The sequence below is a fragment of the Streptomyces sp. H27-C3 genome (genome assembly GCF_030063415.1).
GTDB lineage: Bacteria > Actinomycetota > Actinomycetes > Streptomycetales > Streptomycetaceae > Streptomyces.
Map to the genome: position 1 here is coordinate 115,291 of NZ_JASITA010000019.1, position 23,538 is coordinate 138,828.

Genomic DNA, 23,538 nt, shown 5'->3' on the forward strand with positions numbered 1-23,538 from the left:
GCAGTACACGACGATCCTCACATCCTCCAGGCTGCACGGCCTAGATGCGTGCCACGAAGGGCGCCTGACAGGTAAAGCACCTGTTCAGGCGCGTTTTTCCGGCGTCTAGAAGAAACCCAACTTCTTCGCCGAGTACGACACGAGGAGGTTCTTCGTCTGCTGGTAGTGGTCCAGCATCATCTTGTGGTTCTCCCGGCCGATGCCGGACTGCTTGTAGCCGCCGAAGGCCGCGTGCGCCGGGTACGCGTGGTAGCAGTTCGTCCAGACGCGGCCCGCCTGGATCGCGCGACCCGCGCGGTACGCCGTGTTGATGTCCCGCGTCCAGACTCCGGCCCCCAGCCCGTACAGCGTGTCGTTCGCCGTCTTGATCGCGTCGTCGAAGTCGGTGAAGGAGGTGACGGCTACGACCGGACCGAAGATCTCCTCCTGGAAGACCCGCATGCGGTTGTCACCCTCGAAGATCGTGGGCTGGACGTAGTAGCCACCCGCCATATCGCCCTCGTACTGCACCTGCTGACCGCCCGTGAGGATTTTGGCGCCCTCCTGCTGGCCGATGTCGAGGTACGAAAGGATCTTCTGGAGCTGGTCGTTGGAGGCCTGCGCGCCGATCATCGTGTCGGTGTCCAGAGGGTGCCCCGGCTTGATCAGCTCGGTGCGGGCGATCGCCGCCTCCAAGAAGTCGCTGTAGTGACCGCGCTGGATCAGCGCGCGCGACGGACAGGTGCACACCTCGCCCTGGTTGAGCGCGAACATCGTGAAGCCTTCGAGGGCCTTGTCGCGCAGGTCGTCGTCCGCGTTCCAGATGTCGTCGAAGAAGATGTTGGGGCTCTTGCCGCCCAGTTCGAGGGTGACGGGCTTGATGTTCTCGGAGGCGTACTGCATGATCAGCCGCCCCGTGGTGGTCTCACCGGTGAAGGCGATCTTCGCGACGCGTGGGCTGGATGCCAGCGGCTTGCCGGCCTCCACACCGAAGCCGTTGACGATGTTGACGACGCCGGGCGGCAGCAGGTCCTCGATCAGGCTCATCCAGAAATGGATGGATGCCGGGGTCTGCTCCGCGGGCTTGAGCACCACCGCGTTGCCCGCGGCGAGCGCCGGGGCCAGCTTCCAGGTCGCCATCAGGATGGGGAAGTTCCACGGAATGATCTGGCCGACGACTCCGAGCGGCTCATTGAAGTGGTAAGCGATGGTGTCGTCGTCGACCTCGCTGAGCGTGCCTTCCTGGGCCCTGAGCGCCCCGGCGAAGTAGCGGAAGTGGTCGATGGCGAGGGGGATGTCGGCGGCGAGGGTCTCCCGTACCGGCTTGCCGTTCTCCCAGCTCTCCGCGACCGCCAGTTCTTCCAGATGGGCCTCCATCCGGTCGGCGATCTTCAGTAGGATGTTCGCGCGGTCACCGGCCGCCGTCCGTCCCCAGGCCGGCGCGGCGGCGTGCGCCGCGTCCAGGGCGAGCTCGACGTCCTCGGCCGTGCCGCGGGCGATCTCGGTGAACGTACGGCCGTTGATCGGACTCGGGTTCTCGAAGTACCCGCCGCGGACCGGCGGTACGTACTCGCCGCCGATCCAGTTGTCGTAACGGGGCTGGTACGAGACGATCGCGCCCTCGCTGCCTGGCGCGGAGTAACGGGTCATCGCGTTGGCCTTCCTCGGACGGCGCCGCCCGCTGTTGGACAGCGCCCGGACGGAGACTAGGGAGCCGGACGTTGCAACTCCGTTGCGCCCGCCGGGCCGATGACCCGCCCGGCAGTCCTGGCCTTCGGCCGCCCGGTCATCGGCCAGGACCGGCGCTCAGCTCCGTGTCCAGTTCCCGCACGCGCGCGTGCGCCGCGGGACGCTGATGCGCGGGCAGTACGGAATCCAGCGCCTGCCACACGGCCAGGTCGTCCTCGCCCCATGGGCTGTAGGCCCAGTCGGCCAGCAGCCCCGGATCCGCGCGAGCGATCACGGCCGCCCTCAACTGGTCCTCCAGGCGCCGCCGCAGCCGCGTCACCCCGGGCGCCTGCGACCCGGGCAGCAGGGGGCCCGCGTACGCGCTCAGGGCGGCGGCGACCGCCCCTGAACCCAGCCGTCGCGCGACGGTGCCGAAGTCCGCGTCGACCACGGCGGTGAGACGGTACGGCCGCGAGTGGAGCAGGTCGGGGCCGAGCAGGCGGCGCAGCCGGGACAGTTCGGCGCGCAGCGTGACCGGGGTGACCGACTCGTCCTCGTACAGCTCACAGAGCAGTTCGTCACCGGTGAGGCCCTCGGGGTGGCGGGCCAGCAGGACCAGGATCTCGCTGTGGCGGCGGCTGAGGCGCAGCTTGTGTCCGCCCGCCACCAGCAGTGCCTCGTTGCGCCCGAGTGCGTACAGCAGGGCCGAGCCGGTGACCGGCGGTTGAGGTGCGAGGAGCGCCAGATGGGCTTCCGCCGCGCGGGCCACGGCCTGGACGAACGCGAGGCTGTGCGGATGCGCGAGGCCGTCCCCGCCGGTGATGTCCACCGCGCCCAGCAGCCGCCCGGAACGCGGATCGTGCAGTGGCGCCGCGGCGCAGGTCCACTGCTGGACGGGCCGCCGGAAGTGCTCGGCGGCGAACACCTGCACGGGACGGTCGACGGCCAGCGCCGTGCCCGGGGCGTTGGTGCCCACGGCGGCCTCGGCCCAGCGGGCGCCCGGCACGAAGTTCATCCGCCCGGCGAGCTGCCGCGTCCGCGCGTGCCCCTCGACCCACAGCAGCCGCCCCTGCGCGTCGCACACCGCCACCAGGTGCTCGCCGTCCAGGGCGTACGTCCCCATCAGCTCACGGACGACGGGCATGGCGCGCGCCAACGGATGGCTGTCGCGGTACGAGCCGAGATCGTCGTCGCACAGCTCCACGCGTGCGTGCCCGTCGGGACTGACCCGCGCCCTGGCCGAGCGCCGCCAGGAGTCCGCCACCACCGGGCGCACGGGCCGCTCTACGCGCCCCGCCGCGGTGAACGTGTCGTGCGCCCGGCGCAGGGCACCGAGCCGCGCGACCGGATCGGCGCCCGCTTGAAGAGCCACCCACGCGTCGGTCAACTCGGCCTCCCCAACGACGATTCCGGTTCCTGCCATCGTCGTCGTGCCCGGGGAGCCCGACAAGCGCTGCACCGGCCGTTTTGTCAACGCCCGTCCCACGCGCCCCCGCCGCCCCGGGCGTTCCCGGGCGCTCGGCTATACCGGCGGGTTCTCCGACATGGTCGCGCCGAGCTGCGCGATGTCGCCGGGCGCGATGCCGGAGAGACCGGCGACCTCCCGCACATCGGCGCCCGCCCGCACCGCGGCCACGGCCTCCGTTTCGACGTCCAGCCGCGCGGCGTTGAGGGCCGCCTCGGCATCCCGCAGCCGCTTCACGGCCAGTTCCAGTACTGCCAGGTGCTTCTCGGTGTCGTCCATCCCTTGATCTTCGCAGGCTTCCCGGCTGCCCGGCCGAGAGGGGGTGAGCTCTGCGCGCCGGACGAAAGTTCGGGCACGGCCCCGGGCGGCACCCGACCGCGCCGGATCAGTGGCCGTACGCCGCCGGGTCGTCCAGTACCGCCCGTACGACCGAGTGCGCCGCGCCCAGCAGTGGCCCGTCCGAGCCGAGGCGCGAAACGGTCAGCGTGGGGCGTGCGGATTCCGTTGTGCGCCGGGTCAGCTCCCGCTCCAGCGAGGGCAGCAGCCACGGTGCCAGCCGGGACAGTGCGCCACCCAGCACGATCGCCTGCGGGTCCAGGAGGTTGACCGCGCCGGCGAGCGCGACGCCGAGTGCCGATCCCGCCGCGCGCAGGGCACGTCGTACAGCAGGATCGCCCTCGGCCGCGCGGGTGGCCAGCAGGTCGACCGGCCGGGTCCCGGCCGTGAGCCCGGCCGCGCGCAGCACGGCCTCCTCGCCCGCGTACTGCTCCAGGCAGCCGCGTCCGCCGCAGGGACAGGGGGGACCCTCCGGTCGTACGGGCACATGCCCCAGTTCCCCGGCGTAGCCGTGCGTTCCGCGCAGCAGTCGGCCCTCGATGACCACGGCCGCGCCGATGCCGATCTCCACCGACACATGCACGAAGTCCTGCGGCGCCGGGTCGCCGCCGAGCCACAGTTCCGCGAGCGCGCCGAGGTTCGCCTCGTTGTCGACGCTCAGGAGGGGCCCGTACGGCAGGAACTCGCTGACGTCGACGTCCGTCCAGCCCAGGTTGGGGGCGCGGACCACTGTGTGGGTGTCCCGCGCGACGAGGCCCGGCACGGCGACCGCGGTGCCTGCGGGCCGCAGCCCCTCGGCCTTGACCGCGTCCGTCACCTGCCGCAGCAGCTCGGTGAGTTCCTTGAGCACCGGCTCGGCCTCGCGGCCCCGGTTGCTGCCCTCCACCGTGGCGCGGGCGCGCACCTTGCCGTGCAGGTCCACGGCGCACACCGTGAGGTGGTCGACGCCGACCTCGGCGCCGATGCCGACCGGGCCGTTGGGCGCGAGCGCCAGGGCGCTGCCGGGGCGGCCGACCGTCCCGGACTGTTCGCGTCCGAGCTCGATGAGCAGTCCGGTGCGGATGAGTTCGTCGACGAGGGACGACACGGCGGCGCGGGTCAGTCCCACTCGGCCGGCGACAGTGGCCCGGGACAGCGGGCCGTGCGCGGCGACCGCGTGCAGCACCAGGGAAAGGTTGCGCCGCCGGATGCCCTGCTGGGTCAGCGGCCGGGTCAATGGCCCGGGCGTGGTGGTCACGAGCTTCCCTCCTGGCGCAACAGGGCGTCGGCGCCGGTCAGTACGGTACGCAGTCTTTCCCGGGCGGCCTCGTCGGTCTCGGCCGGCGCGTGCAGCGGCCCGCACGCCGTGTCCCAGCGCCGTGCGACCGCCGCCGGGTCCTCGCCGGTGATCAGGGCGGCCGCCTGTGCGGCGGCGCCGAGGGCGACCAGTTCCTGCGAGGCGGGCACCTGCACGGCGCGGCCGGACAGCCGCTGCACGGTCTCGCGCCACGCCGTTCCCCGCGCGCCGCCACCGATCAGCAGGAGAGGCGCGGCGGGATCGGCGTCGGCGTCGAGGACGCGGTCCAGGCCGGCGAGCAGCGCGTACACCGCACCCTCGTAGGCCGCCTGGAGGATCTGCCCCGGCGACGTGTCGTGGCGCAGCCCGTACAGCAGGCCGGAGGCGCCGGGCAGATTGGGTGTGCGCTCGCCGTCCAGGAAGGGCAGCACCACCGCGCTGCCGCCCGCCTCGACCGCCTCCCGGTCCCGCCCGAGCAGCGCGGCGATCCGGTCGACCGCCAGGGTGCAGTTCAGCGTGCAGGCGAGCGGCAGCCAGTCGCCGCGCGCGTCGGCGAAACCCGCCACGGTGCCGGTCGGGTCCGCGGAGGGGCGCGCGGAGACGGCGTACACCGTGCCCGATGTGCCCAGGCTCATCACCGGCAGACCGGGGCGCAGCCCGAGGCCGAGTGCGGCCGCCGCGTTGTCGCCGGTGCCGGGAGCCACCAGCGTGCCCTCGGCCAGCGGGAGTTCCGGCAGACGGCGTACCGTACCCGCCGCGTCGAAGGGGCGTACGACCTCGGGGAGCAGGGCGGGGGAGAGGCCGACGAGCGCGAGGATCTCCTCGTCGTACGCCTCTGTGCCGGTCGCCCACCAGCCGGTGCCCGACGCGTCGCCCCGGTCGGTGATGCCCCGGCCGGTGAGCCGCTCGGTGAGGTAGTCGTGCGGCAGCCTGACGGCCGCCGTCGCGCGCGCGGCGTCCGGTTCGTTCTCGCACAGCCACGCCCACTTGGTGACGGTGAACGCGGCGGCGGGCACGCTGCCGGTCCGCTCCGCCCAGGCCTTCGGGCCGCCGAAACGCTCGATCAGGCGCTCGCTCTGCGGTGCGGACCGTACGTCGTTCCAGAGCATCGCCGGCCGCACCGGGCGGCCCGCTTCGTCGAGGGTGACCAGGCCGTGCTGCTGGCCGCCGACCGCGATCGCCGAGGCGCGGCGGGCCGGAGGCCCGCACTGATGCAGGGCCTCGGTGAGCGCCTGCCACCACCTCTCGGGGTCGCTCTCCCGGGCTCCGCCGTCCCCGATGACCGCGTGCGGCGCCTGGCCGCGCGCCACGACCTCGCCGGTCGCGGTATCGACGACCAGCACTTTCGTGGACTGGGTGGAACTGTCGACCCCCACGACGAGCGGCCCGTGCGGTGCGGCAGTCATGATTTCTCCGTTTCCAAGCCTTCCCAAGGATGCCCCCGGATAACTAATTTGTTAAGGGCCATGACGAAATAGTCGAGGGAGCGTGTATGAACCACCAGCCCACCCCCGAGGACAAATTCAGCTTCGGCCTGTGGACCGTGGGATGGCAAGGACGGGACCCGTTCGGCGATGCGACCCGGCGGGCCCTGGAGCCCGCGGAGTCCGTGCGCAGGCTGGCCGAGCTCGGCGCGTACGGCGTGACCTTCCACGACGACGACCTGATCCCGTTCGGCGCGTCGGAGTCCGAGCGCGAGTCCCACATCAAGCGGTTCCGGCAGGCGCTCGACGAGACCGGCCTGGTGGTGCCCATGGCCACCACGAATCTCTTCACCCACCCGGTCTTCAAGGACGGCGCGTTCACCGCCAACGACCGTGACGTGCGCCGCTTCGCGCTGCGCAAGACGATCCGCAACATTGATCTCGCCGTCGAGCTCGGGGCGCGGACCTACGTCGCGTGGGGAGGCCGCGAGGGCGCGGAGTCGGGAGCCGCCAAAGACGTCCGGGTCGCACTGGACCGGATGAAGGAGGCCTTCGACCTGCTGGGCGCGTACGTCGTCGAGCAGGGCTACGACCTGCGCTTCGCCATCGAACCCAAGCCCAACGAGCCGCGCGGCGACTTCCTGCTGCCCACCATCGGGCACGCCCTCGCGTTCATCGAGCGCCTGGAGCAACCCGAGATGTACGGCGTCAACCCGGAGACGGGCCACGAGCAGATGGCCGGGCTCAACTTCCCGCACGGCATCGCACAGGCGCTGTGGGCGGACAAGCTTTTCCACATCGACCTCAACGGCCAGACCGGCATCAAGTACGACCAGGATCTGCGCTTCGGCGCGGGCGACCTGCGACAGGCATTCTGGTTGGTCGACCTGCTGGAGACGTCGGGATGGGAGGGCTCGCGGCACTTCGACTTCAAGCCGCCGCGCACCGAGGACCTCGACGGGGTGTGGGCCTCCGCGGCCGGCTGCATGCGCAACTACCTGATCCTCAAGGAGCGGGCCGCCATCTTCCGCGCCGACCCGGAGGTCCAGGAGGCGCTGATCGCCTCCCGTCTCGACGAGCTGGCGCAGCCCACCGCCGCGGACGGCCTGGCGGCACTGCTGGCCGACCGCGGGTCCTACGAGGAGTTCGACGCGACGGCCGCCGCCGAGCGGGGCATGGCGTTCGAACGGCTCGACCAGCTGGCCATGGACCATCTGCTGGCCGCGCGAGGCTGACCCGTTGTAGTCGCCCCTGCTGCCGCCGACGACGGCCGGCGGCAGCAGAGGCGGCCCGTCATCCGTCTCCCAGAAGCACGACAGCGAGCGCCGACGCCGGGTCCTGGTCGGCGGGACCGGCGGGCGTCCAGCGCCCGCGCTCCTTGCGGTAGGGCCACCAACGGCCGTCGTGCCCGTACCGCAGCTGTGCGTCCGAGCCGGCCACGGTCCACCGGTTGCGCTGGGCCCGCAGCTGCGGGCGCTCGCCCTCCTCCCACGCCTCGGCCAGCCGGGTCCTGGCGCGCGCGAGTGCCTCCGGCTCCGGTGAGCACTCCTCCTCCAGGACGGCGAGCGCTGCGCACCCTCCGTACCCCCACGCCCGGACGGCCAGGGCCAGTTCGGCCCGGTCCCGCCCGGTCCCCGCCGCGAGACGTGCGACGATCCGTGGCTCGGGACCACTCGCGGCCAGCCGCACCGCGTCCTGCGACTCCGTCAGCTCCTCCTCCACCGGGCGCCGTTCATGCCCGGCCGACAGTGCTTCCGCCAGCATGCGCCGCGCCCGGACAGCCGTGTCCCGCGCCAGGAACTCCAGCGTCGGCACATCGATTCCCGGCGCGCCTACCCCGGGCGCGGGCCCCGTCTCCGTGTCGAGGACCGGCGGCTGTCCCGGCTCGTCCGGGAGCGGCGGGGGAGAGGGCGGTGCCGCCCGCGTGTTCCACGCCGCGTACGCCTCGTCGGCGCGTACGCCCTCCGGCGTGCGCTCGTCCTCATGCGCCCCCTGGGGTTCCTGGGGCGCCGCCCTGGAGGCGCTGCGCACCTGCAGCTCGTCGAGCAACTCGCGCTCCCTCCGCCCGCGTATCAGCAGCAGCACAAAAGGGTCCTCGTCCAGCAGCCTGGCCACCTGGTAGCAGAGTGCCGCGGTGTGCGGACAGTGGTCCCACGCCTCGCAGGAGCACTCGGGCTCCAGGTCGCCCATGCCCGGCAGCAGTTCGACTCCGGCCGCCGCCGCGTCCTCCACCAGATGCGGCGGCATGTCCCGGTCGAGCAGCGCCGCGATGTGCCCGGAGCGGTCGACCGCCATGTCGAGGAACCTGTCCCACTCCTCCTCGCTCAGCTGCTGAAGCAGCACATCACTGCGGTACGCCGAGCCGTCCCGTTCGCGGACCACGGCCGTGATCCGGCCCGGCCGAACGGACACGGCACCGACCGCGGCCTCGCGCGCGTACTTGCGCCCTTTCTTGAGCTGCTGCCCGTCGAGAGCGGAGTCCTCCAGTGCCTTCATCCAGGCCAGACCCCACCAAGTCCGCGCGAAACCGCGCCCCTGGGCGGGAGGCAGGGCGCCGAAAGTGCGCTCGGCCCCCTGCTCGTACGTCTCGCCTTCGCTCCGCTCGTTCATCGGGCGCCCCCTCGCAGCTCCACCAGGTCCGCCAGCTCGGCGTCGGACAGTTCGGTCAGCGCTGCCTCGCCGGAGCCGAGGACGGAGTCCGCGAGTCGCTGCTTGCGCGCGAGCATGTCGGCGATCCGGTCCTCGATGGTCCCCTCGGCGATCAGCCGGTGCACCTGCACCGGCTGGGTCTGCCCGATGCGGTACGCGCGGTCGGTGGCCTGCGCCTCGACGGCCGGGTTCCACCAGCGGTCGTAGTGCACGACATGGGCGGCCCGGGTGAGGTTGAGCCCGGTGCCGGCCGCCTTCAACGACAGCAGGAACACCGGGACCTCACCGTCCTGGAACCGCTGCACCATGGCCTCGCGCTGCGGGACGGGCGTACCGCCGTGCAGGAACTGGGTGCTCACGCCGCGTGCCGCGAGATGCCTCTCCAGCAGCCGCGCCATCTGCACGTACTGCGTGAAGATCAACACGCTCGCGTCCTCGGCCAGGATGGTGTCGAGGAGCTCGTCCAGCAGCTCCAGCTTCCCCGACCGGCCCGCGATACGAAGCCGTCCACCGTGCGAGCCACGATCCTGCGAGCCACGATGCTGCGAACTGTGCTCCTGCGAACTGTGTTCCTTCAGGTACTGCGCCGGGTGGTTGCAGATCTGCTTCAGCGCGGTCAGTAGCTTGACCACAAGACCTCGGCGGGCGAAACCGTCGGCCCCGGAGATCTCCGCGAGCGTCTCGCGCACCACCGCTTCGTACAGCCCGGCCTGCTCCGCCGTGAGCGAGACGGCACGGTCGGTCTCCGTCTTCGGCGGCAGCTCGGGTGCGATACCGGGATCCGACTTGCGGCGGCGTAGCAGGAAGGGACGCACGAGCTTGGAGAGCCGCTCGGCCGCCGCCGGGTCGTCGCCGCTCTCGATCGCCTGGGCGTAGTGCCTGCGGAAGGTCCCCACGCGGCCGAGCAGGCCGGGTGTCGTCCAGTCGAGAATCGCCCACAGTTCGGAGAGATTGTTCTCCACCGGAGTGCCGGTGAGCGCCACGCGCGCGTGGGCGCCGATCGTCCTGAGCTGCTTGGCGGTCGCCGAGTGCGGATTCTTGACGTGCTGTGCCTCGTCCACGACGAGGCCCACGGCCCCGCCCCGGCCAGCCGTGGTGCGTCGAGGCGCATGGTGCCGTACGTCGTCAGGACGAACCCGCCGTCCGTCAGGTCCTCCAGGCTGCGCGATGACCCGTGGAAGCGCCGGACGGCGATGCCCGGTGCGAACTTTTCGATCTCGCGCTGCCAGTTGCCCATGAGGGATGTCGGGCAGACCACGAGGGTGGGCCCAGCGGCCCGCTCGTCGGTCTGCCGGTGCAGATGCAGGGCGATGAGCGTGATGGTCTTGCCGAGCCCCATGTCGTCGGCGAGACAGCCGCCGAGCCCCAAGGACGTCATGTGGTGCAGCCAGTTGAGGCCGCGCAGCTGGTAGTCACGCAGGGTCGCCGCCAGGGCGGCCGGCTGCGCGATGGTCTGGAGCCCGGGGCCCTCCGGATCGGCCAGCCGGTCCCGCAACTGTGCGAGCCACCCCGTGGCCTGTACGTCGACCCGCTGTCCGTCGACCTCCGTGCGGCCGGTCAGCGCGGCGCCGAGGGCATCGATCGGCGCGACCTTGCGGTCGTGGCGGTCCCGCGCGCGGCGGGCCTGATCCGGATCGATCAGCACCCACTGGTCGCGCAGCCGCACCACCGGTCTGCCGGCCTCGGCCAGCCGGTCGAGCTCGGCCCTGGTGAGCTGTTGATCGCCCAGTGCGAACGACCAGTTGAAGGCGAGCAGGGACTCGGCGGACAGAAATGACGGCAGGTCGGACGAGGGCTTCTGCGGGCCCTTGCCCTCGTGGCTGCTCTCGCCCCCGCCGGGTTCACCGGCCGTTCCCGGTGGACCGACGACGGCGCGGGTGGTCAGCTTGCGGGCCAGCTCCCGGGGCCAGTGCACCTGGACGCCGGTGGCGGCGAGCGCGCGGGCGGCCTCTCCGAGCAGTTCGTTGACCTCTTCGTCGGCCAGCTCGATCGTGTCGGGAACGGCGGCCGAAAGCAGTGGTGCCAGCGGCGACCAGGCACGGACGGCACGGCGCAGGGCCAGCAGCGCGTCCATGCGGGCCCGCGGCCCGAACGCCGTACCGCTGTGCCTGCTCCCCGCCCACACCTCGGTGGCGTCCGCGACCAGCGAGGGGTCGCTGACGCTGTGCATCTGGAGGACGGCGCGGAAGACGAGCCCGTCCCCGCTGTCCGTGGCCCCGTCGCCCCGGCCGGCGCCGGAGCCGGCCGCCGTGAGTCCCGGCAGCTCGATCCGCAGCGAGATCCGTACGCCCGCGTCGTGCCCTGCGGCCACGTCCGCGGCCCAGGCCCGCTGCTCGGGCAGCCGCTGCGGCTCGGCCGCGGCAAAGGCGGGAGCCGCGGATGCGACCGCCGCGGCGGGTGTCCGCGGCAGGCCGTCGGCGACCGCGTCCAGGAACGCCCGCAGGAGCTGATCGGGCGCGGGCAGCCGGAGGGGGACCTCGCTCGCGTCGAGCGGTACGGCGTGCGCGGCGGGCGGCATGGAGGCCGCCAACTCCTGTACGCGGTCAAGATCCTCTGCGGCGAGTGGCCCGGCCCGCCAGGCGTCGTGGTCGGTGGCGGTCAGACCGGGCAGCAGGCGCCCGCGCGCGGCGAGCTGGAGGGCGACGAGCGCCGCCGCGCCCCAGAAGGCGGTGGCGGGATCGGCGTCCGCGGACGAGCGCGCCCTGGTCAGGACGGGCAGAGCCCTACGTACGGGCAGGAGTGTCGCCCGTACGGTGCGCAACGTGGCATCGGCCGTGACCATGGTCAGCTCTTCGACCGGGCCGGGCGCGGACGGAGGCTCGCTCCCGTCCGTCCGCCAGAAGGCGACCCGGCCGGTGCGCGGCGGGTCACCTGGCAGGAAGAGGGCGGAACAACTGATGAGTTCGGTGATCTCGGAGGTCGTTGCCGAAGGATGCCGATGCACAGCGATGAGCATTCCTCAAGTTTGACTAGTGCTGGTGGAGTCGCCGAATGTACCGCAACGCCCATCCTTTACGCCCATGCGGCGGCCGTGAGGTGGATCACGTAGCCCCGTTTGGTTCACTTCAGCCTCAGCTGCACGTCCACCACCATCGCGTCAAGGCGCCGGCGTCAGTGAAGTCGGGTTGGAAGTCATAGGGGTAGTGCCATGGTCAACAAGGATTCCGTTCCGTAGTTTCATCAGGTCAAAAGCCTGCTCTAAAGATCCGGAGACCCCTATGCCCCAGGCCGCCACTGCCGCGGAATCCACGGCAGCGACGTCAGGGAGCGACTTCGCCCCACTTCTGCGAGCCGTCAGGGAGCAAGGTCTCCTGGAGCGGCGCACCGGCTGGTACACGATGGGAATCGCGGCCAACCTGCTCGCTCTTGCCGTTGTTCTCACCGGCATAGTGCTCATCGGCGACTCCTGGTGGGCCCTCGCACTCGCACTGCCCCTCGCGGTGCTGTGGGGCCGCACGGCCTTCGTCGGTCACGACGCGGGACACTCACAGATAACCGCCGGCCGCGGCCTCGGCCGGGCCATCGGGCTCATCCACGGGAACCTGCTGCTTGGTATGAGCCAGGCCTGGTGGAACGACAAGCACGTACGCCACCACGCCAATCCGAACCACATCGACAAGGACCCCGATGTCGGAGTCGGGGCGCTCGTCTGGACCCAGGAGCAGGCCGCGCAGCGTGAGGGCTTCGCCCGCTGGCTGACCCGCAACCAGGCGCGACTGTTCTTCCCCATGCTGCTGCTCGAAGGCATCGCCCTGAAGATCTCCGGCTTCCAGGACCTGCGCCGTCAGGGGGCGCGCGAGCGGATCCTGGAGGGCGCGCTGCTGGTGGCGCACCTCGCGGGATACGCCACGCTGTTGCTGACGACCATGTCGGTGGGCAAGGCCGTCGCGTTCGCGCTGCTGCATCACGCGATCTTCGGACTTCACCTGGGCATGGCGTTCGCGCCCAACCACAAGGGCATGGAAATGCCCGCCCCGGACGGCGAGCGCTGGGGGCACCTGCAGCGCCAGGTACTCACTTCGCGCAATGTGCGCGGTGGGATCCTCACCGACTGGTTTCTCGGCGGTCTCAACTACCAGATCGAGCATCACCTGTTCCCGAGCATGCCGCGCCCGCATCTGAGGCGTGCCCAGCCGCTGGTGCGTGAGCACTGCCGTGCTCTGGGTATGTCGTACGCGGAGACCGGTCTGATCGAGTCCTACCGTCAGGCGCTGCAGCACATGCACGAGGTCGGCGAGCCGCTCAGGTCGGCGCCGGAGCCGATCGTGGTCGCCTAGCGGAACTGCGGGGCGGTCGCGCACGTTGTCGAGGCAGGGAGCGGCAGCAGCCGCGAAGGAGGCGTCGAAGATGTCGAAGAGCGCTAAGGTCGCCGCCGGTGGCGTGGTGGTGGGCATCGCACTGATGATGCTGGTCGGCTTCTGGCCGGGCCTGCTCATCTTGGTCGGAGTTCCGGTCGCGGCCTACCTGATGCTGGACGATTCGCAGCGGCGCAGGCTGCGCAGGATCTCGCGCAAGGAAATCGGCCGCTGATCCGGCCAGGTCCTGCCCCTACCGGTGACGATGGACCACCGGTAGGGGACAACGGATGAGGGAGTCCCGCGCAATGGGTGGCATGGTCACGTCGGTCTGCAGTAACGCCGAGTACTCCTTCCACAAGCCGACGCGCGACAGCATCACCCTGCTGGCCGGGCTCGGTGTGGAGGGTGACGTCCACGCGGGCGTGACGGTCAAGCACCGTTCCCGGATCGCCCAGGACCCCACCGCGCCGAACCTGCGCCAGGTGCACCTCCTGCACGAGGAACTGTTCGGCGAGGTGCTGGCGGAGGGCTTCGACGTGGAACCGGGCCAGCTCGGGGAGAACGTCACCACCGGCGGCATCGACCTGCTCGGCCTGCCGGCCGGCACCCTGCTGCGCATCGGGGACGAGGCGCTCCTGGAGGTCACCGGCCTGCGCAACCCCTGCCTCCAGATCGACGCCTTTCAGGACGGCCTTCTCAAGCAGGTGGTCGGCCGGGACGCCACCGGCCACGTCGTGCGCAAGGCCGGGATCATGAGCGTTGTCAGGGCGGGCGGAGTGATACGGCCCGGTGACCGCATCGAGGCGGAGCTGCCACCCGAGCCGCACCGCCCCCTCGACCGGGTCTGATCCCGGGCCCCGGTCGACCCGGCGCCCCGTGACCACCGGCCCACTCAACGACCGGGCGGCGTACCGTGACGCCGGTCAGGCGGGCCGTACGGCGATCTTGTCGAGCGCCTCCAGCAACCCCGGCAGTTCGTGCCCCCTGCCGATCGGGAGGACCTCTCCCGGCTCGTCATCGAGCAGTACGAAGGCGATGTCGTCGGTCCTGGCGATCACCGACCAACCGGGACCGTCGGCGCGGAGCGTACGGGCCTCACCCGAGGCGAACGTCGAACGCACCCGCCCCGGTGGCGGCGGGGTCTCCACATAACCGTGCAGCTCCTCGATGACGCGCCGCACGCCCGCGTGCGGCGCGGCCCCGGGAGCGGCGAAAGTCTCCGCGTCATCGATCTGCTCACGCCACGCCGCCCACTGCAGAGCGATCTCGTCCGCACCGAGACGCCGCTGGGCCGCTCCCCACTGGTCGCTGTCAGGAGGCGTGAGAGGGGGGCGGTTCCCGCCGTCCGGCATGTCGTCCGGAGAGGGGTCGTGCGGTTCCGGCACGCCGGGCGCGGAGACCGCGAGCATGAGCGGCCAGCCGGGCAGCCCGGCGACGATCGTGCGCTCGTCGGGGGACAGGTCGTACTCCATGCCGCAGTCCCAGGACGCGATGGCGACCGCCACCAGGGACACGTCGTCGATGACCACGGTCCACCGCGCACCCGCGCCGTCCTGGCCGAGCACAAGCCCGTACCCCTCGGCGTACGGCTCAAGGCCGAGCGCCGCGCAGGCCTGCGGGTAGTCGTCGCCGAGCACGCTCGGGAACTTCGCGGGCGTCAGCAGCACCGCGGTCAGCACAAACAGTGCGTCCTCGGTGTCCTCGGCGGTGTCCGGCCCGGTCACGGCAGCCTCCCCATCGGATCGGTCGTCGGCGCACCCTAATGGGATCGCGAGGTTCTTGTCACGAGCCTTGTCCTGCGCGGTCAGGCGGCCGGCAGGCCCAGAAGCGTACGCGCCACGCGCTGCGGGGACTCGTCGCGCTCGCGCGCGAGCGCGATGACCGCCCGGCAGGCCAGCTCGTTGACTCCGAAGGAGAGGGCCTCGGGCGACACCCAGCCGGCAGCCTCGTCGATCCCCTGCTGGTCGTCCTCGGCGCACGCGGACACGTAGGTCGCCGCGGCCTCGAAAATATTGTGCTGCCGGGTGTCCGGGCGCTCCGGCCGCGGACCCGCAGCCCACTCGAACAGCTTCCGGAGTCTGTCCAACACCGTGACCACCTTCCCCTTGAGTGGCTCGATCGCCGATCTTTCAAGTATGTCCCCCCAACGTAGAATTGGACCGCTGGAGACAGAAGGGGGACGGTAGGCCGAAGCGCTCGCCGGACTCCTACGGTTGGGCGCAGCCTGCCCGGCCACGAATGCGCTCCGCGCCGCACCGCGCCCGGCAGAACCCGGAGATCAAGTGGTGTCCCGACGGCTACCGCGTCGGCGACCTGGGGACGTTCCCGACGCCCGGTTCGGGCGGCTGGCCGATGCCGCATATAAGGCCCTCAGCGACCGCCGCCGAGTGACCGGAGGGTGGCGCGCAGCCAGGTGACTTCCGCCCGGCTGGTCGCCCGGACGACAGTGAGGATGCCGCGCCGGAAGGGATCATCCAACTCCTCCGCGCGCAGCGGCCGGTCGCCCTCGTAGAAGAAGCTCGCGGGTTCTTCCAGGAACTCCAGTCGTCGACGCAGTACGCCGGCCTGCGCGTCGGAGTCATCCAGGTGGCGCAGGAAGGCGAGCAGCGCGAACCAGCGGTTCTCGTCGGTGATCTCGGGCCGCTCGGGATGCGCGAGGCGCCTGCGCAGTTCCCGTCGGCCGGCGTCGGTGAGTGTGAGGACGTGGCGAGGTGCGGCCACGGATCCGGGCCGGGTCTCGCGCGCCAGCATGCCTGCCTTCTCCAGCCTTTTGATGGCCGGATAGAGCGTGCTCTCGGCGACCGGCCGGACGTGCCCGGTCAGTGCGGTGATGCGTTTGCGCAGTTCGTAGCCGTGCAGCGGGGTGTCGTAGAGGAATCCGAGTATGGCGAGTTCCAGCATGCCCCCCATGGTGCACCATTCCCGCTGTACATCGTCGACGTAATACATCGGTGTCGATGTATGCTGCGTCGAAAAGTGCGGGACGAGTGGGAGGGGACGAGGATGCGGCAGGCACGGTTCGACGCACGGGGGAGTGTGGTCAGGTGGACGGAGTCGGCGGGCGCCGGACCGGCGAGGGTGTACGTTCACGGGCTCGGCGCGGCCTCGACCGTCTATCACGCGCACATCGCGTCCCACCCGGACCTCGCGGGCCGAAGGTCACTCTTCGTCGTTCTGCCGGGCCATGGAATCAGTGACCGCCCCGCGGACTTCGGCTACTCGCTGGAAGACCATGCGTCGGCACTGGGGGCCGTACTCGACGAGGCAGATGTGCGCGGCGCCGTCGTGGTGGCGCACAGTATGGGCGGGTCGGTTGCCGTCGTGCTGGCGCACCGGCGACCTGAGCTGGTGTCCGGACTGGTCCTCACGGAGGCCAACTTGGATCCCGACCCGCCGCGGACGGCCGGCAGCCGCGGCATCGCGTCGGCCGTGACCGCTTGGCGGCCTCACCACGGGCCTCGGCGTCGCGAGCATGCATTACCTCGGCATGGCGGCGCTGCGGCTGCACGGCGACGTCTCCTACGCCCCGGTGCTTGTCGCGCTGTCCGTCGTCATCGCCGTCGTCGCGGCGACCGCCGCTCTCTGGGCGGCGCTGAACATCAAGTCCCCGGCCGCCGTCGCCGTCGCTTATCGCTCGTCATGGGCGCGGCGGTCAGCAGCATGCATTACACGGGAATGGCGGCGGTGAGCGTGCGGGTGAACCCGTCGAGCGCCGAGCTCCCGGGGGCCACGGCGATGCAGTTCATCCTCCGCCTCGCCGTGGGCCTCGGGTCGTACCTCTTCCTCACCTCCGCCTTCGTCGCGCTGTCCCCGACCGCGCGCGAGCGGGAGGCCGATGCCACCGCGGTGCGCCTGGCCGGAACCGAGCCCGTTCACTAGCCCCGCCCCGCACCGCGGCTGGTCCGCGCGAGACGTATCCGGAACGAGGAGGCCATGCGCACACCCCGCAGGACCCCGGGCGACGAAACACCATCCCGGTCCGCGCCCCCGGCGCGCGGACGGCGGGCGCACGCCGGGGGCGCGGCCGACGAACGCCGTGTGCAGGGGCCACCACCGGGCAGCCCCCGGCCTATCGCCATGACACCTGTGACGTGGCGGCTTCGCCCGAGGACCGCGCGGGCGAAGGTCGTCTCGCTGCTGATGGTGCCCGTCGTGTCCCTCCTCGTGCTCTGGGGCTTCGCCACCGTCACCACGGCGCAGGACGTGGCACGGCAACGGCAGGTGCAGCGGGTTGACGAGCAGATCCGCACCCCCGTGAGCGCCACCGTCGCCGAGCTCCGGGCCGAGCGCCGGGCAGCGGTGCGCTATCGGGCGCCCCCCAGGGGGCCGGCGACGAACGCGCTGACATATTCGAGCAGCAGGGCAAACGCACTGATGCGGCAGTGGCCGGGCTCCGGCTCGACGACGACCACACCGTCGCCGCCGGCGCGGACCTCCCGGGCCCGGTGACTGCCGGACTCGAAGCGTTCGTTGCCAGTGCGCAGCAGTTGCGCGACCTGCGTACCGGAGTCGTCGACCGCAGCGCCGACTGGGACAAGGCGTACGAGCAGTACACCCGGACCATCGACGCCGCGTTCCGCGTCACGGGAACACTCACCGGCATTCAGGAGGCCAGGCTGGGCTCCGACGCGCGCGTGCTGCTCGAATTCGCCCGAGCCGGCGAGATGCTGTCGCGCGAGGACGCGTTGCTCACCTCCGCGCAACTCGGCCGGACCTTCGACGTGCGGCGGCTGCGCCTCTTCGGCGGAACCATCGAGACCCGCATGAACTTGACCGCGTCAGCCGCAAGCGACCTGCCGGGCCCCCAGCGCGAGGCCTGGCGCGCATTCACCAAGGGCAGCGCGTACAACACCGTGCTCACCGCCGAGCAGGAGGTGGCCGCCGCCGCGCCCGGCCGGAAGGCGCCCTCGCCGTCCCGGTGGACACCTGGGAGCAGGCCCACACCAGTGTGCGCCGTGCCGTACGCGCGATCGGCGCGGAGGCCGACGGGAACGCGGCCGGTCGCACCGACTCGCTGGCCGACAGCGTGCTGAACCCGCGGGCGCGGCCGTACTCCTGGGACTCGTCGCCGTGCTCGTCTCCCTCGTCATCTCCGTACGCATCGGCCACGGCCTCGTCGTCGAACTCGCCGGCCTGCGCAACAACGCTCTGGAGATCGCCCGGCGCAAACTGCCGCACGCCATGCACCGGCTCCGCGCCGGGGAGGAACTCGACATCGATGCGGAAGCCCCGCAAGGGCGACCCGCCGAGGACGAGATCGGCCAGGTCGGCGAAGCCCTCGCCACCGTGCACCGCGCGGCTCTCGTCGCGGCCGCCGAACGTGCCGAACTCGCCGGCGGGGTCTCCGGGATCTTCGTCAACCTCGCCCGGCGCAGCCAGGTGCTGGTCCACCGTCAGTTCAACCTGCTCGACAGCATGGAGCACCGCGCGGACGACCCGGGCGAACTCAGTGACCTCTTCCGTCTCGACCACCTCACCACCCGGATGCGCAGGCACGCGGAAAGCCTGATCATCCTGTCCGGGGCGGCCCCCGGCCGCGCATGGAGCAAACCCGTACCGCTGACGAACGTCGTCCGTGCAGCGGTCTCCGAATTCGAGGACTACGCGCGCGTGGAAGTACGGCAGCTGTCCGAGACGGCTGTCGTCGGCGCCGCAGTCGCCGACCTCACCCATCTTCTCGCCGAACTCATCGAGAACGCCGCCCAGTTCTCCCCTCCGCACACCAGGGTGCGCGTCAGCGGCGAGCTCGTCGGCAAGGGGTACGCCCTGGAGATCGAGGACCGCGGAATCGGCATGGGCAAGGAGGTACTCGCCGAGGCCAACCGCAGGATCGAACAGTCCGAGGCCCTCGACCTCTTCGACAGTGACCGGCTCGGCCTCCTCGTCGTCGGCAGGCTCTCCTCCCGCCACGACATCAAGGTCCATCTGCGCACCTCTCCCTACGGCGGTACCACCGCGGTCGTCCTGCTGCCGGTCCCTCTGTTGCAGAGCGCCGTCACCAGGAAGGACTGCCCACCGCGGGATGCGGATCACACCGAACGTGGGGAGCAGCCGCAGCTGCGGGGAACCCTTTCGCCCTCCCGTCCCGCTCACGCCCCGGGTGTCGCGCAGCAGGGGCGCACGAATGGCACCGCGTTTCCCGCGTCGCCGTCCCGGCCTGCCCCGGCCGCCCAACAACGGGCACCGGCGCCCGCCGGAGTCACCGCGCCGCGCCCGCGGCCGTGCCGGTGGTGACGGCGACCGGGAGGGGACACGACGGGGATCCGGGAGTCCGAGGGCGAACTCCCACGCAGGGTCCGGCAGGCCGGCCTCGTCCCGCAACTGCGCGAAGTCGCCGCACCCGAGGCCACCGCACCCCACGCCTCTTCCGGCGAGGGCCCGGACGATCGCACGAGCGCACCCCGGAGCAGGCAAGGGACCGGCTGACTGCCTACCGCGAGGGATGGGCCCGCGGTCACGCAGCGCCGCGCGGACCCCTCTCCAGGAAGGGCGGCGAAGCCCACGGCTCCACGGACCGCGGCAGCGAAGGAGACCACACGTGATCGAGCAAGAGAGAACCGGGGCCGCTCATCCCCGCGGCGAATTCGACTGGCTGCTGGACGGCCTGGTGGCCGGGGTGGGCGAAATACGGCACGCGGTCCTGCTGTCGAACGACGGCCTTGCCGTCGGCACGTCGAGCGAACTGAACCGCGAGGACGCCGAACACCTGGCCGCCGTGGCCTCCGGATTCCATAGTCTGGCCAAGGGCGCGGGGCGGCAGTCCACGTCGGCGGCGTACGCCAGACGCTGGTGGAGATGGACCACGGCTTCCTGTTCGTCGCCGCGGCGGGCGACGGCTCCTGCTTGGCCGTCCTGAGCACCGCCGCCGCGGACATCGGTCTCATCGCCTACGAAATGGCCCGGCTGGTCAAGCGGTTCGGCGAGCACTTGTACGCGCCGCCCCGCACATGACCGGTGACAGGGGCCCCGACTCCACCGACCGGGGCAGTCAGTGGTACGACTCCGACGCCGGCCCGCTCGTACGCCCGTACGCGATGACCGGGGGCAGGACGAAGCCGGGCCCGAGCGGAGTGCGGTTCGACCTCATCGCGCTGGTCGTGGTCCTGGACGCCGCACCGGGCAGCGCAGAGGAATCGCTGCTCGGCCCCGAGCACCGCTCGCTGCTCGCCCTGTGCCGCGCGGAGCCCCAGTCCGTCGCGGAACTCGCCGCCGCCGCGGACCTGCCCGTGGGGGTGGTCCGGGTACTCCTCGGTGACCTGCTCGAATCCGGCTACGTACAGGTCAGCAGGCCCGTACCGCCTGCCCAGCTACCCGACGAGAAGATCCTGAAAGAAAAGAAGTGATCGATGGGCTCCGAGCGCTCTGACGACAAGGGTGGGCAGACGACCGCCCTTGCGCTGAAAATCCTGGTCGCCGGTGGCTTCGGGGTCAGCAAGACGACCCTCGTCGGCGCAGTCAGTGAGATCCGGCCGCTGCGTACCGAAGAACTGCTCAGCGAAGTGGGCCGGACGGTGGACGACACCGGGGGCGTGGACCGCAAGACCACCACGACCGTCGCCATGGACTTCGGACGCATCACCGTCAGGTCCGGACTCTCGCTGTACCTCTTCGGCACGCCGGGGCAGGACCGGTTCTGGTTCCTGTGGGACGAGCTGTCCCAGGGCGCCTTGGGCGCTGTAGTCCTCGCGGACACGCGCGCCGCCTCGAAGACTGTTTCCCGGCAGTCGACTAATTCGAGCACCGGCGCATCCCCTTCGTCCTGGCGCTCAACTGCTTCTCGGGGGCGCGGACCTACGGCGCACACGAAGTCTCACGCGCCCTCGACCTGGTCCGGGGGACACCGGTCTTGCTGTGCGACGCACGGGACCGGGACTCGGGAAAGGAAGTGTTGGCGCGGCTGGTCGAGTACGCGGGGCGAATGCACACGTCCCGGTTGCTCGACTCCGCAGGCTAAGGGCTGTCCCGCAATCCCTGGCAGGCGCACGACGACAGCTACGGCACCTCGCCGCGTTGTCGGAACGCCCGAATACGTCCAGTATGCGAACGTCCCTCCGCCTTGCGATGCACCGCATCTGACGCCGTGCGCTGATCCACCAGGGATTACGGGACAGCCCTTAGGCCCGATGGGCCCGCAACCGTCTGAACGGGTATCTGAACAAAAATCCGCACGGGCGGCTGCACGGTTGTCTGAACGGGCATGTGATTCGCCCGGCCAACTGTTCGACCCAGGTCTGAGCTGCGCAGACTCGCCTGGCCGTGGAGTTATCCACAGGCCGGGCGAGGATCGGACCGTACGGGCTACGGTCGTCACCGAGAGTATTCGCATCTCACGGGGAGACGTCATGGCCGTACAGGAAGTACACTGCGCCGCCGCTGCTGCCGGTGCGCCGGCACGAGCGCAAGTACGAGGACAAGCAGGACAAGCACGGGGGCAAGCGCCTGAATCGGCACAGGCGGAGGCACCGCCACCACCGGGACAGGCGCTGCCGCCGGCACAGGCGCTGGCGAGCAAGCCGCTGGCCGCGTCCCGGGCCGCGCAGGAGCTGGGTCTGAAGCGGGCCGAGCTGGACCTTGCCGTTCAGCTCGGGCACCTCAGGGCCACACCGGATCCGGGGACCGGGCGGCGCCGGTTCGCCCGCGAGGAGATCGACAGGCTGCGGACGGCGCACGGGACCCCCGAGGCTCTGCGGGAGCGGGTGCGAACGGTCGGCACCACCGAAGGCGCCCTGCTCATGAGCATCAGCCCGGCCCGTTTCACCCGGTTGGCCCGCACCGGATACATCAGTCCCGTCAAGTTTTACCTCAACCGCTACCGGGCGGTCGTCTGGCTCTATCTCGCCGAAGACCTCAGGGCGTTCGCCTCCCGCGAGCCCGGCCTGCTCACCGGCCGGTCCCCGGAGGCGATGCGAAGCATGCTCGCCGAGGGGGAGGACTGGCGGGCGCGCAACTGGCGCGCCCGGCGCCTCGGCCCGCTGACGCGGCAGACCAAGGATCCCTGGGAGCGGGCGGCGATCATCAGCTCCGTGCTCGACCCCGTCCAGCTGGCGGAGGTCGTCGACGATCCCTATGAACGCGCGTACCTCCAGAAGCTCCGGCCCGGCCCCGCCGTGGCGCACAGCGAGTCGGCCGCGGCGCGCGAGGTTGTCGGCCGGTTGCTGCTGGCCGACGACCCGGACGAAATTCTCTGGCAACGGGTGAGCCTGGCCCTGTTGCTGGACGACGCCCGTGAACAGCGGTCAGCCCCACGCCCGGACCTGGTGCGACCGTCGCCGGCCTCTGCGCACCGGGACGCGGGGGATCCACGGTCGGCCTCCGCTCGACCGGCGGGCGGCCGACCGCTGCGGACGCCTGCCTGCCCGGACGGCGAGCGGTCACTTTCGGCCCACCTCCTTGAGTCCTCCCGCGGGCTCCGCGGCTGGCTGCACCGAAGGAGGCCACCCCACGGGGGCGGCGCCCGCTGAAGCGCGGCCCTCGGGGGCGGGGCAGTCAGGGGCGTACGCTCCCGACGCCTCCTCCGTCATTCAGGCGGGTGATGCGCCGCTGCGCGGCGAACGCCGCCGCCGGGTAACGCGGATCGGGCCACAGTGTGTACTCGCGCAGACATGCCTCGGTGAACTTGATGACGTGCTCATCGCCGTGCTCCGCCGCTCGCGTGCCCAGCTCCGCCAACGGCGGCAGGTCCGGCACCTCCGCCCGCCAGTCCATGGTGCCCTCGCCGCGCCGATCGGTGGTGAAGGCCAGCAGGAAGGCGGTGTGCACCTGCCACAGCGCGGCCAGTGTCGGCTCGTGCAACTCGTGCGGCGGATGCGGGAGCACGATGCGTACGGCCGCGGGCGCGGTGACTCCGTGGATCAGCGGGACCGGGAAGACTTCGGGGTGGCCGAGGTACACATCGGCGAACTGCGCGGTCATCTCGCTCAGCAGTCTGGGCGCCTGGTCCGGCGCGAGCCAATCCAGCGCCTCCGTGTACCCAGGTGTGCTGTCGAGGGTGTCCAGCCGCTGCCGGGCAGCCCCCGGACCCATCGGTCCCTCCGGCGCCTGGCGGGGCAACGCGGCGCTCGCGGCGGGCAGTTGGTGCGAGCCGATCAGTCGCGCGCGGCCCGGCGGTTCGGTGTAGCGGGCGGCCCAGTACGCCAGGCCCCGGCCAGTTCGCCCAGCCGCAACAGGGTCGGCTTCTCGGCGGCATGCAGGCCGCGTACGGCGTGTGCGGTGCGGATGAGACCGTGCGTCAGCCCGGCGAACAGGCCGGGGAGCAGGCGCGGCCACCACCGTACGAGCATCTCACTCCAGTGGGCTTCGGCCAGTTCGCGGGCGAAGAGCTGCTCCCAGTCTCCGGCCCGGTTGAAAACCCCCAGCACTGGCCGCCAGGAGGACTCGTCGACGGGGGCGATGGTGAAACGCGCGACTGTCACCTCAGGAGAGCCGGGCCCACACCCGCGAGGG

20 protein-coding genes and 6 pseudogenes are annotated in these 23,538 nt (G+C 71.4%); 14 read left to right on the forward strand and 12 right to left on the reverse strand.

Going from position 1 to position 23,538, the window contains the following annotated elements:
* Positions 1-105: 105 nt before the first annotated feature.
* The 5 genes from exaC to xylB form a co-directional block, all read right to left on the reverse strand.
* Entirely contained in the window at positions 106-1,629 is a 1,524-nt protein-coding gene (gene exaC / locus QMK30_RS20515) for an acetaldehyde dehydrogenase ExaC (RefSeq protein ID WP_283519742.1), read from the reverse strand.
* 136 nt (positions 1,630-1,765) lie between these two features.
* On the reverse strand, positions 1,766-3,070 hold the full coding sequence (locus QMK30_RS20520) for a GAF domain-containing protein (RefSeq protein WP_283519743.1): 1,305 nt from the start codon (positions 3,068-3,070) through the stop codon (positions 1,766-1,768).
* Positions 3,071-3,169: 99 nt separating this feature from the next.
* Positions 3,170-3,391 carry a hypothetical protein gene (locus QMK30_RS20525; RefSeq protein WP_283519744.1) on the reverse strand — a complete coding sequence of 74 codons (222 nt, stop codon included), beginning with the start codon at positions 3,389-3,391 and terminating at the stop codon, positions 3,170-3,172.
* Between the two features lie 106 nt (positions 3,392-3,497).
* Entirely contained in the window at positions 3,498-4,685 is a 1,188-nt protein-coding gene (locus QMK30_RS20530) for an ROK family protein (RefSeq protein ID WP_283519745.1), read from the reverse strand.
* Positions 4,682-6,130 (reverse strand): xylulokinase, encoded by a 1,449-nt coding sequence (gene xylB, locus QMK30_RS20535; protein WP_283519746.1) that lies wholly within the window; start codon positions 6,128-6,130, stop codon positions 4,682-4,684. Before xylB ends, QMK30_RS20530 begins: the two co-directional genes overlap by 4 nt.
* A gap of 86 nt (positions 6,131-6,216) precedes the next feature.
* On the opposite strand from xylB, the gene xylA reads away from it, so the two are divergent.
* A complete protein-coding gene (gene xylA / locus QMK30_RS20540) occupies positions 6,217-7,383 on the forward strand; it encodes a xylose isomerase (RefSeq protein WP_283519747.1) in 1,167 nt (388 codons plus the stop codon).
* A gap of 58 nt (positions 7,384-7,441) precedes the next feature.
* Here xylA and QMK30_RS20545 read toward each other — a convergent pair whose 3' ends face one another.
* Together QMK30_RS20545 and QMK30_RS20550 are read right to left on the reverse strand one after the other, a co-directional pair.
* Positions 7,442-8,758: an SWIM zinc finger family protein gene (locus QMK30_RS20545; protein WP_283519748.1), complete on the reverse strand. Its 1,317-nt coding sequence runs from the start codon at positions 8,756-8,758 to the stop codon at positions 7,442-7,444.
* Positions 8,755-11,741: pseudogene (locus QMK30_RS20550) on the reverse strand (SCO1167/SCO6262 family helicase). Before QMK30_RS20550 ends, QMK30_RS20545 begins: the two are co-directional and overlap by 4 nt.
* Positions 11,742-12,015: 274 nt before the next feature.
* Here QMK30_RS20550 and QMK30_RS20555 point away from each other — a divergent pair.
* The 3 genes from QMK30_RS20555 to QMK30_RS20565 all read left to right on the forward strand — a co-directional run bounded on the left by QMK30_RS20555 (position 12,016) and on the right by QMK30_RS20565 (position 13,943).
* Positions 12,016-13,074 carry a fatty acid desaturase family protein gene (locus tag QMK30_RS20555; RefSeq protein WP_283519749.1) on the forward strand — a complete coding sequence of 353 codons (1,059 nt, stop codon included), beginning with the start codon at positions 12,016-12,018 and terminating at the stop codon, positions 13,072-13,074.
* A gap of 70 nt (positions 13,075-13,144) precedes the next feature.
* On the forward strand, positions 13,145-13,327 hold the full coding sequence (locus QMK30_RS20560; protein WP_283519750.1) for a tail-anchor membrane protein: 183 nt from the start codon (positions 13,145-13,147) through the stop codon (positions 13,325-13,327).
* A 73-nt stretch (positions 13,328-13,400) separates the two neighbouring features.
* Positions 13,401-13,943 carry an MOSC domain-containing protein gene (locus QMK30_RS20565; protein ID WP_283519751.1) on the forward strand — a complete coding sequence of 181 codons (543 nt, stop codon included), beginning with the start codon at positions 13,401-13,403 and terminating at the stop codon, positions 13,941-13,943.
* A gap of 75 nt (positions 13,944-14,018) precedes the next feature.
* On the opposite strand, the gene QMK30_RS20570 is transcribed toward QMK30_RS20565, so the two are convergent.
* Positions 14,019-14,819: a hypothetical protein gene (locus QMK30_RS20570; protein ID WP_283519752.1), complete on the reverse strand. Its 801-nt coding sequence runs from the start codon at positions 14,817-14,819 to the stop codon at positions 14,019-14,021.
* A gap of 80 nt (positions 14,820-14,899) precedes the next feature.
* Complete coding sequence (locus tag QMK30_RS20575) at positions 14,900-15,163, reverse strand: hypothetical protein (protein ID WP_283519772.1); 264 nt, start codon at positions 15,161-15,163, stop codon at positions 14,900-14,902.
* Between the two features lie 170 nt (positions 15,164-15,333).
* Here QMK30_RS20575 and QMK30_RS20580 point away from each other — a divergent pair, with 170 nt between their 5' ends.
* The gene (locus QMK30_RS20580; protein WP_502963176.1) at positions 15,334-15,486 is read left to right on the forward strand and encodes a hypothetical protein; all 153 of its coding nucleotides are present in this window, start codon (positions 15,334-15,336) and stop codon (positions 15,484-15,486) included.
* Here QMK30_RS20580 and QMK30_RS20585 read toward each other — a convergent pair.
* A complete protein-coding gene (locus QMK30_RS20585) occupies positions 15,466-15,996 on the reverse strand; it encodes a PadR family transcriptional regulator (protein ID WP_283519753.1) in 531 nt (176 codons plus the stop codon). The genes QMK30_RS20580 and QMK30_RS20585 overlap by 21 nt on opposite strands.
* 102 nt (positions 15,997-16,098) lie before the next feature.
* Here QMK30_RS20585 and QMK30_RS20590 point away from each other — a divergent pair.
* The 9 genes and pseudogenes from QMK30_RS20590 to QMK30_RS20620 all read left to right on the forward strand — a co-directional run.
* Positions 16,099-16,521, forward strand: a pseudogene (locus tag QMK30_RS20590) (alpha/beta fold hydrolase); the annotation flags it as partial.
* A gap of 10 nt (positions 16,522-16,531) precedes the next feature.
* Positions 16,532-16,974: pseudogene (locus tag QMK30_RS20595) on the forward strand (MHYT domain-containing protein); the annotation flags it as partial.
* 198 nt (positions 16,975-17,172) lie between these two features.
* Positions 17,173-17,544, forward strand: coding sequence for a hypothetical protein (locus QMK30_RS38820; RefSeq protein WP_502963177.1), 372 nt, complete (start codon positions 17,173-17,175; stop codon positions 17,542-17,544).
* Positions 17,442-18,128: a nitrate- and nitrite sensing domain-containing protein gene (locus tag QMK30_RS38825; RefSeq protein ID WP_502963180.1), complete on the forward strand. Its 687-nt coding sequence runs from the start codon at positions 17,442-17,444 to the stop codon at positions 18,126-18,128. Before QMK30_RS38820 ends, QMK30_RS38825 begins: the two co-directional genes overlap by 103 nt.
* Before the next feature lie 37 nt (positions 18,129-18,165).
* Positions 18,166-19,329: a sensor histidine kinase gene (locus QMK30_RS38830; protein WP_502963178.1), complete on the forward strand. Its 1,164-nt coding sequence runs from the start codon at positions 18,166-18,168 to the stop codon at positions 19,327-19,329.
* Between the two features lie 304 nt (positions 19,330-19,633).
* Positions 19,634-20,046: pseudogene (locus tag QMK30_RS20605) on the forward strand (roadblock/LC7 domain-containing protein).
* Positions 20,043-20,461 (forward strand): annotated as a pseudogene (locus QMK30_RS20610) (DUF742 domain-containing protein). The pseudogenes QMK30_RS20605 and QMK30_RS20610 overlap by 4 nt, the downstream one beginning before the upstream one ends.
* Positions 20,442-21,049, forward strand: a pseudogene (locus QMK30_RS20615) (GTP-binding protein). The pseudogenes QMK30_RS20610 and QMK30_RS20615 overlap by 20 nt, the downstream one beginning before the upstream one ends.
* A gap of 13 nt (positions 21,050-21,062) precedes the next feature.
* A complete protein-coding gene (locus QMK30_RS20620; RefSeq protein WP_502963181.1) occupies positions 21,063-22,556 on the forward strand; it encodes a DUF6397 family protein in 1,494 nt (497 codons plus the stop codon).
* 25 nt (positions 22,557-22,581) lie between these two features.
* Here the strand turns inward: QMK30_RS20620 and QMK30_RS20625 are convergent, their stop codons facing one another.
* Positions 22,582-23,118 (reverse strand): hypothetical protein, encoded by a 537-nt coding sequence (locus QMK30_RS20625; protein ID WP_283519755.1) that lies wholly within the window; start codon positions 23,116-23,118, stop codon positions 22,582-22,584.
* Between the two features lie 62 nt (positions 23,119-23,180).
* A complete protein-coding gene (locus QMK30_RS20630; RefSeq protein ID WP_283519756.1) occupies positions 23,181-23,507 on the reverse strand; it encodes a hypothetical protein in 327 nt (108 codons plus the stop codon).
* Between the last annotated feature and the right edge of the window lie 31 nt (positions 23,508-23,538).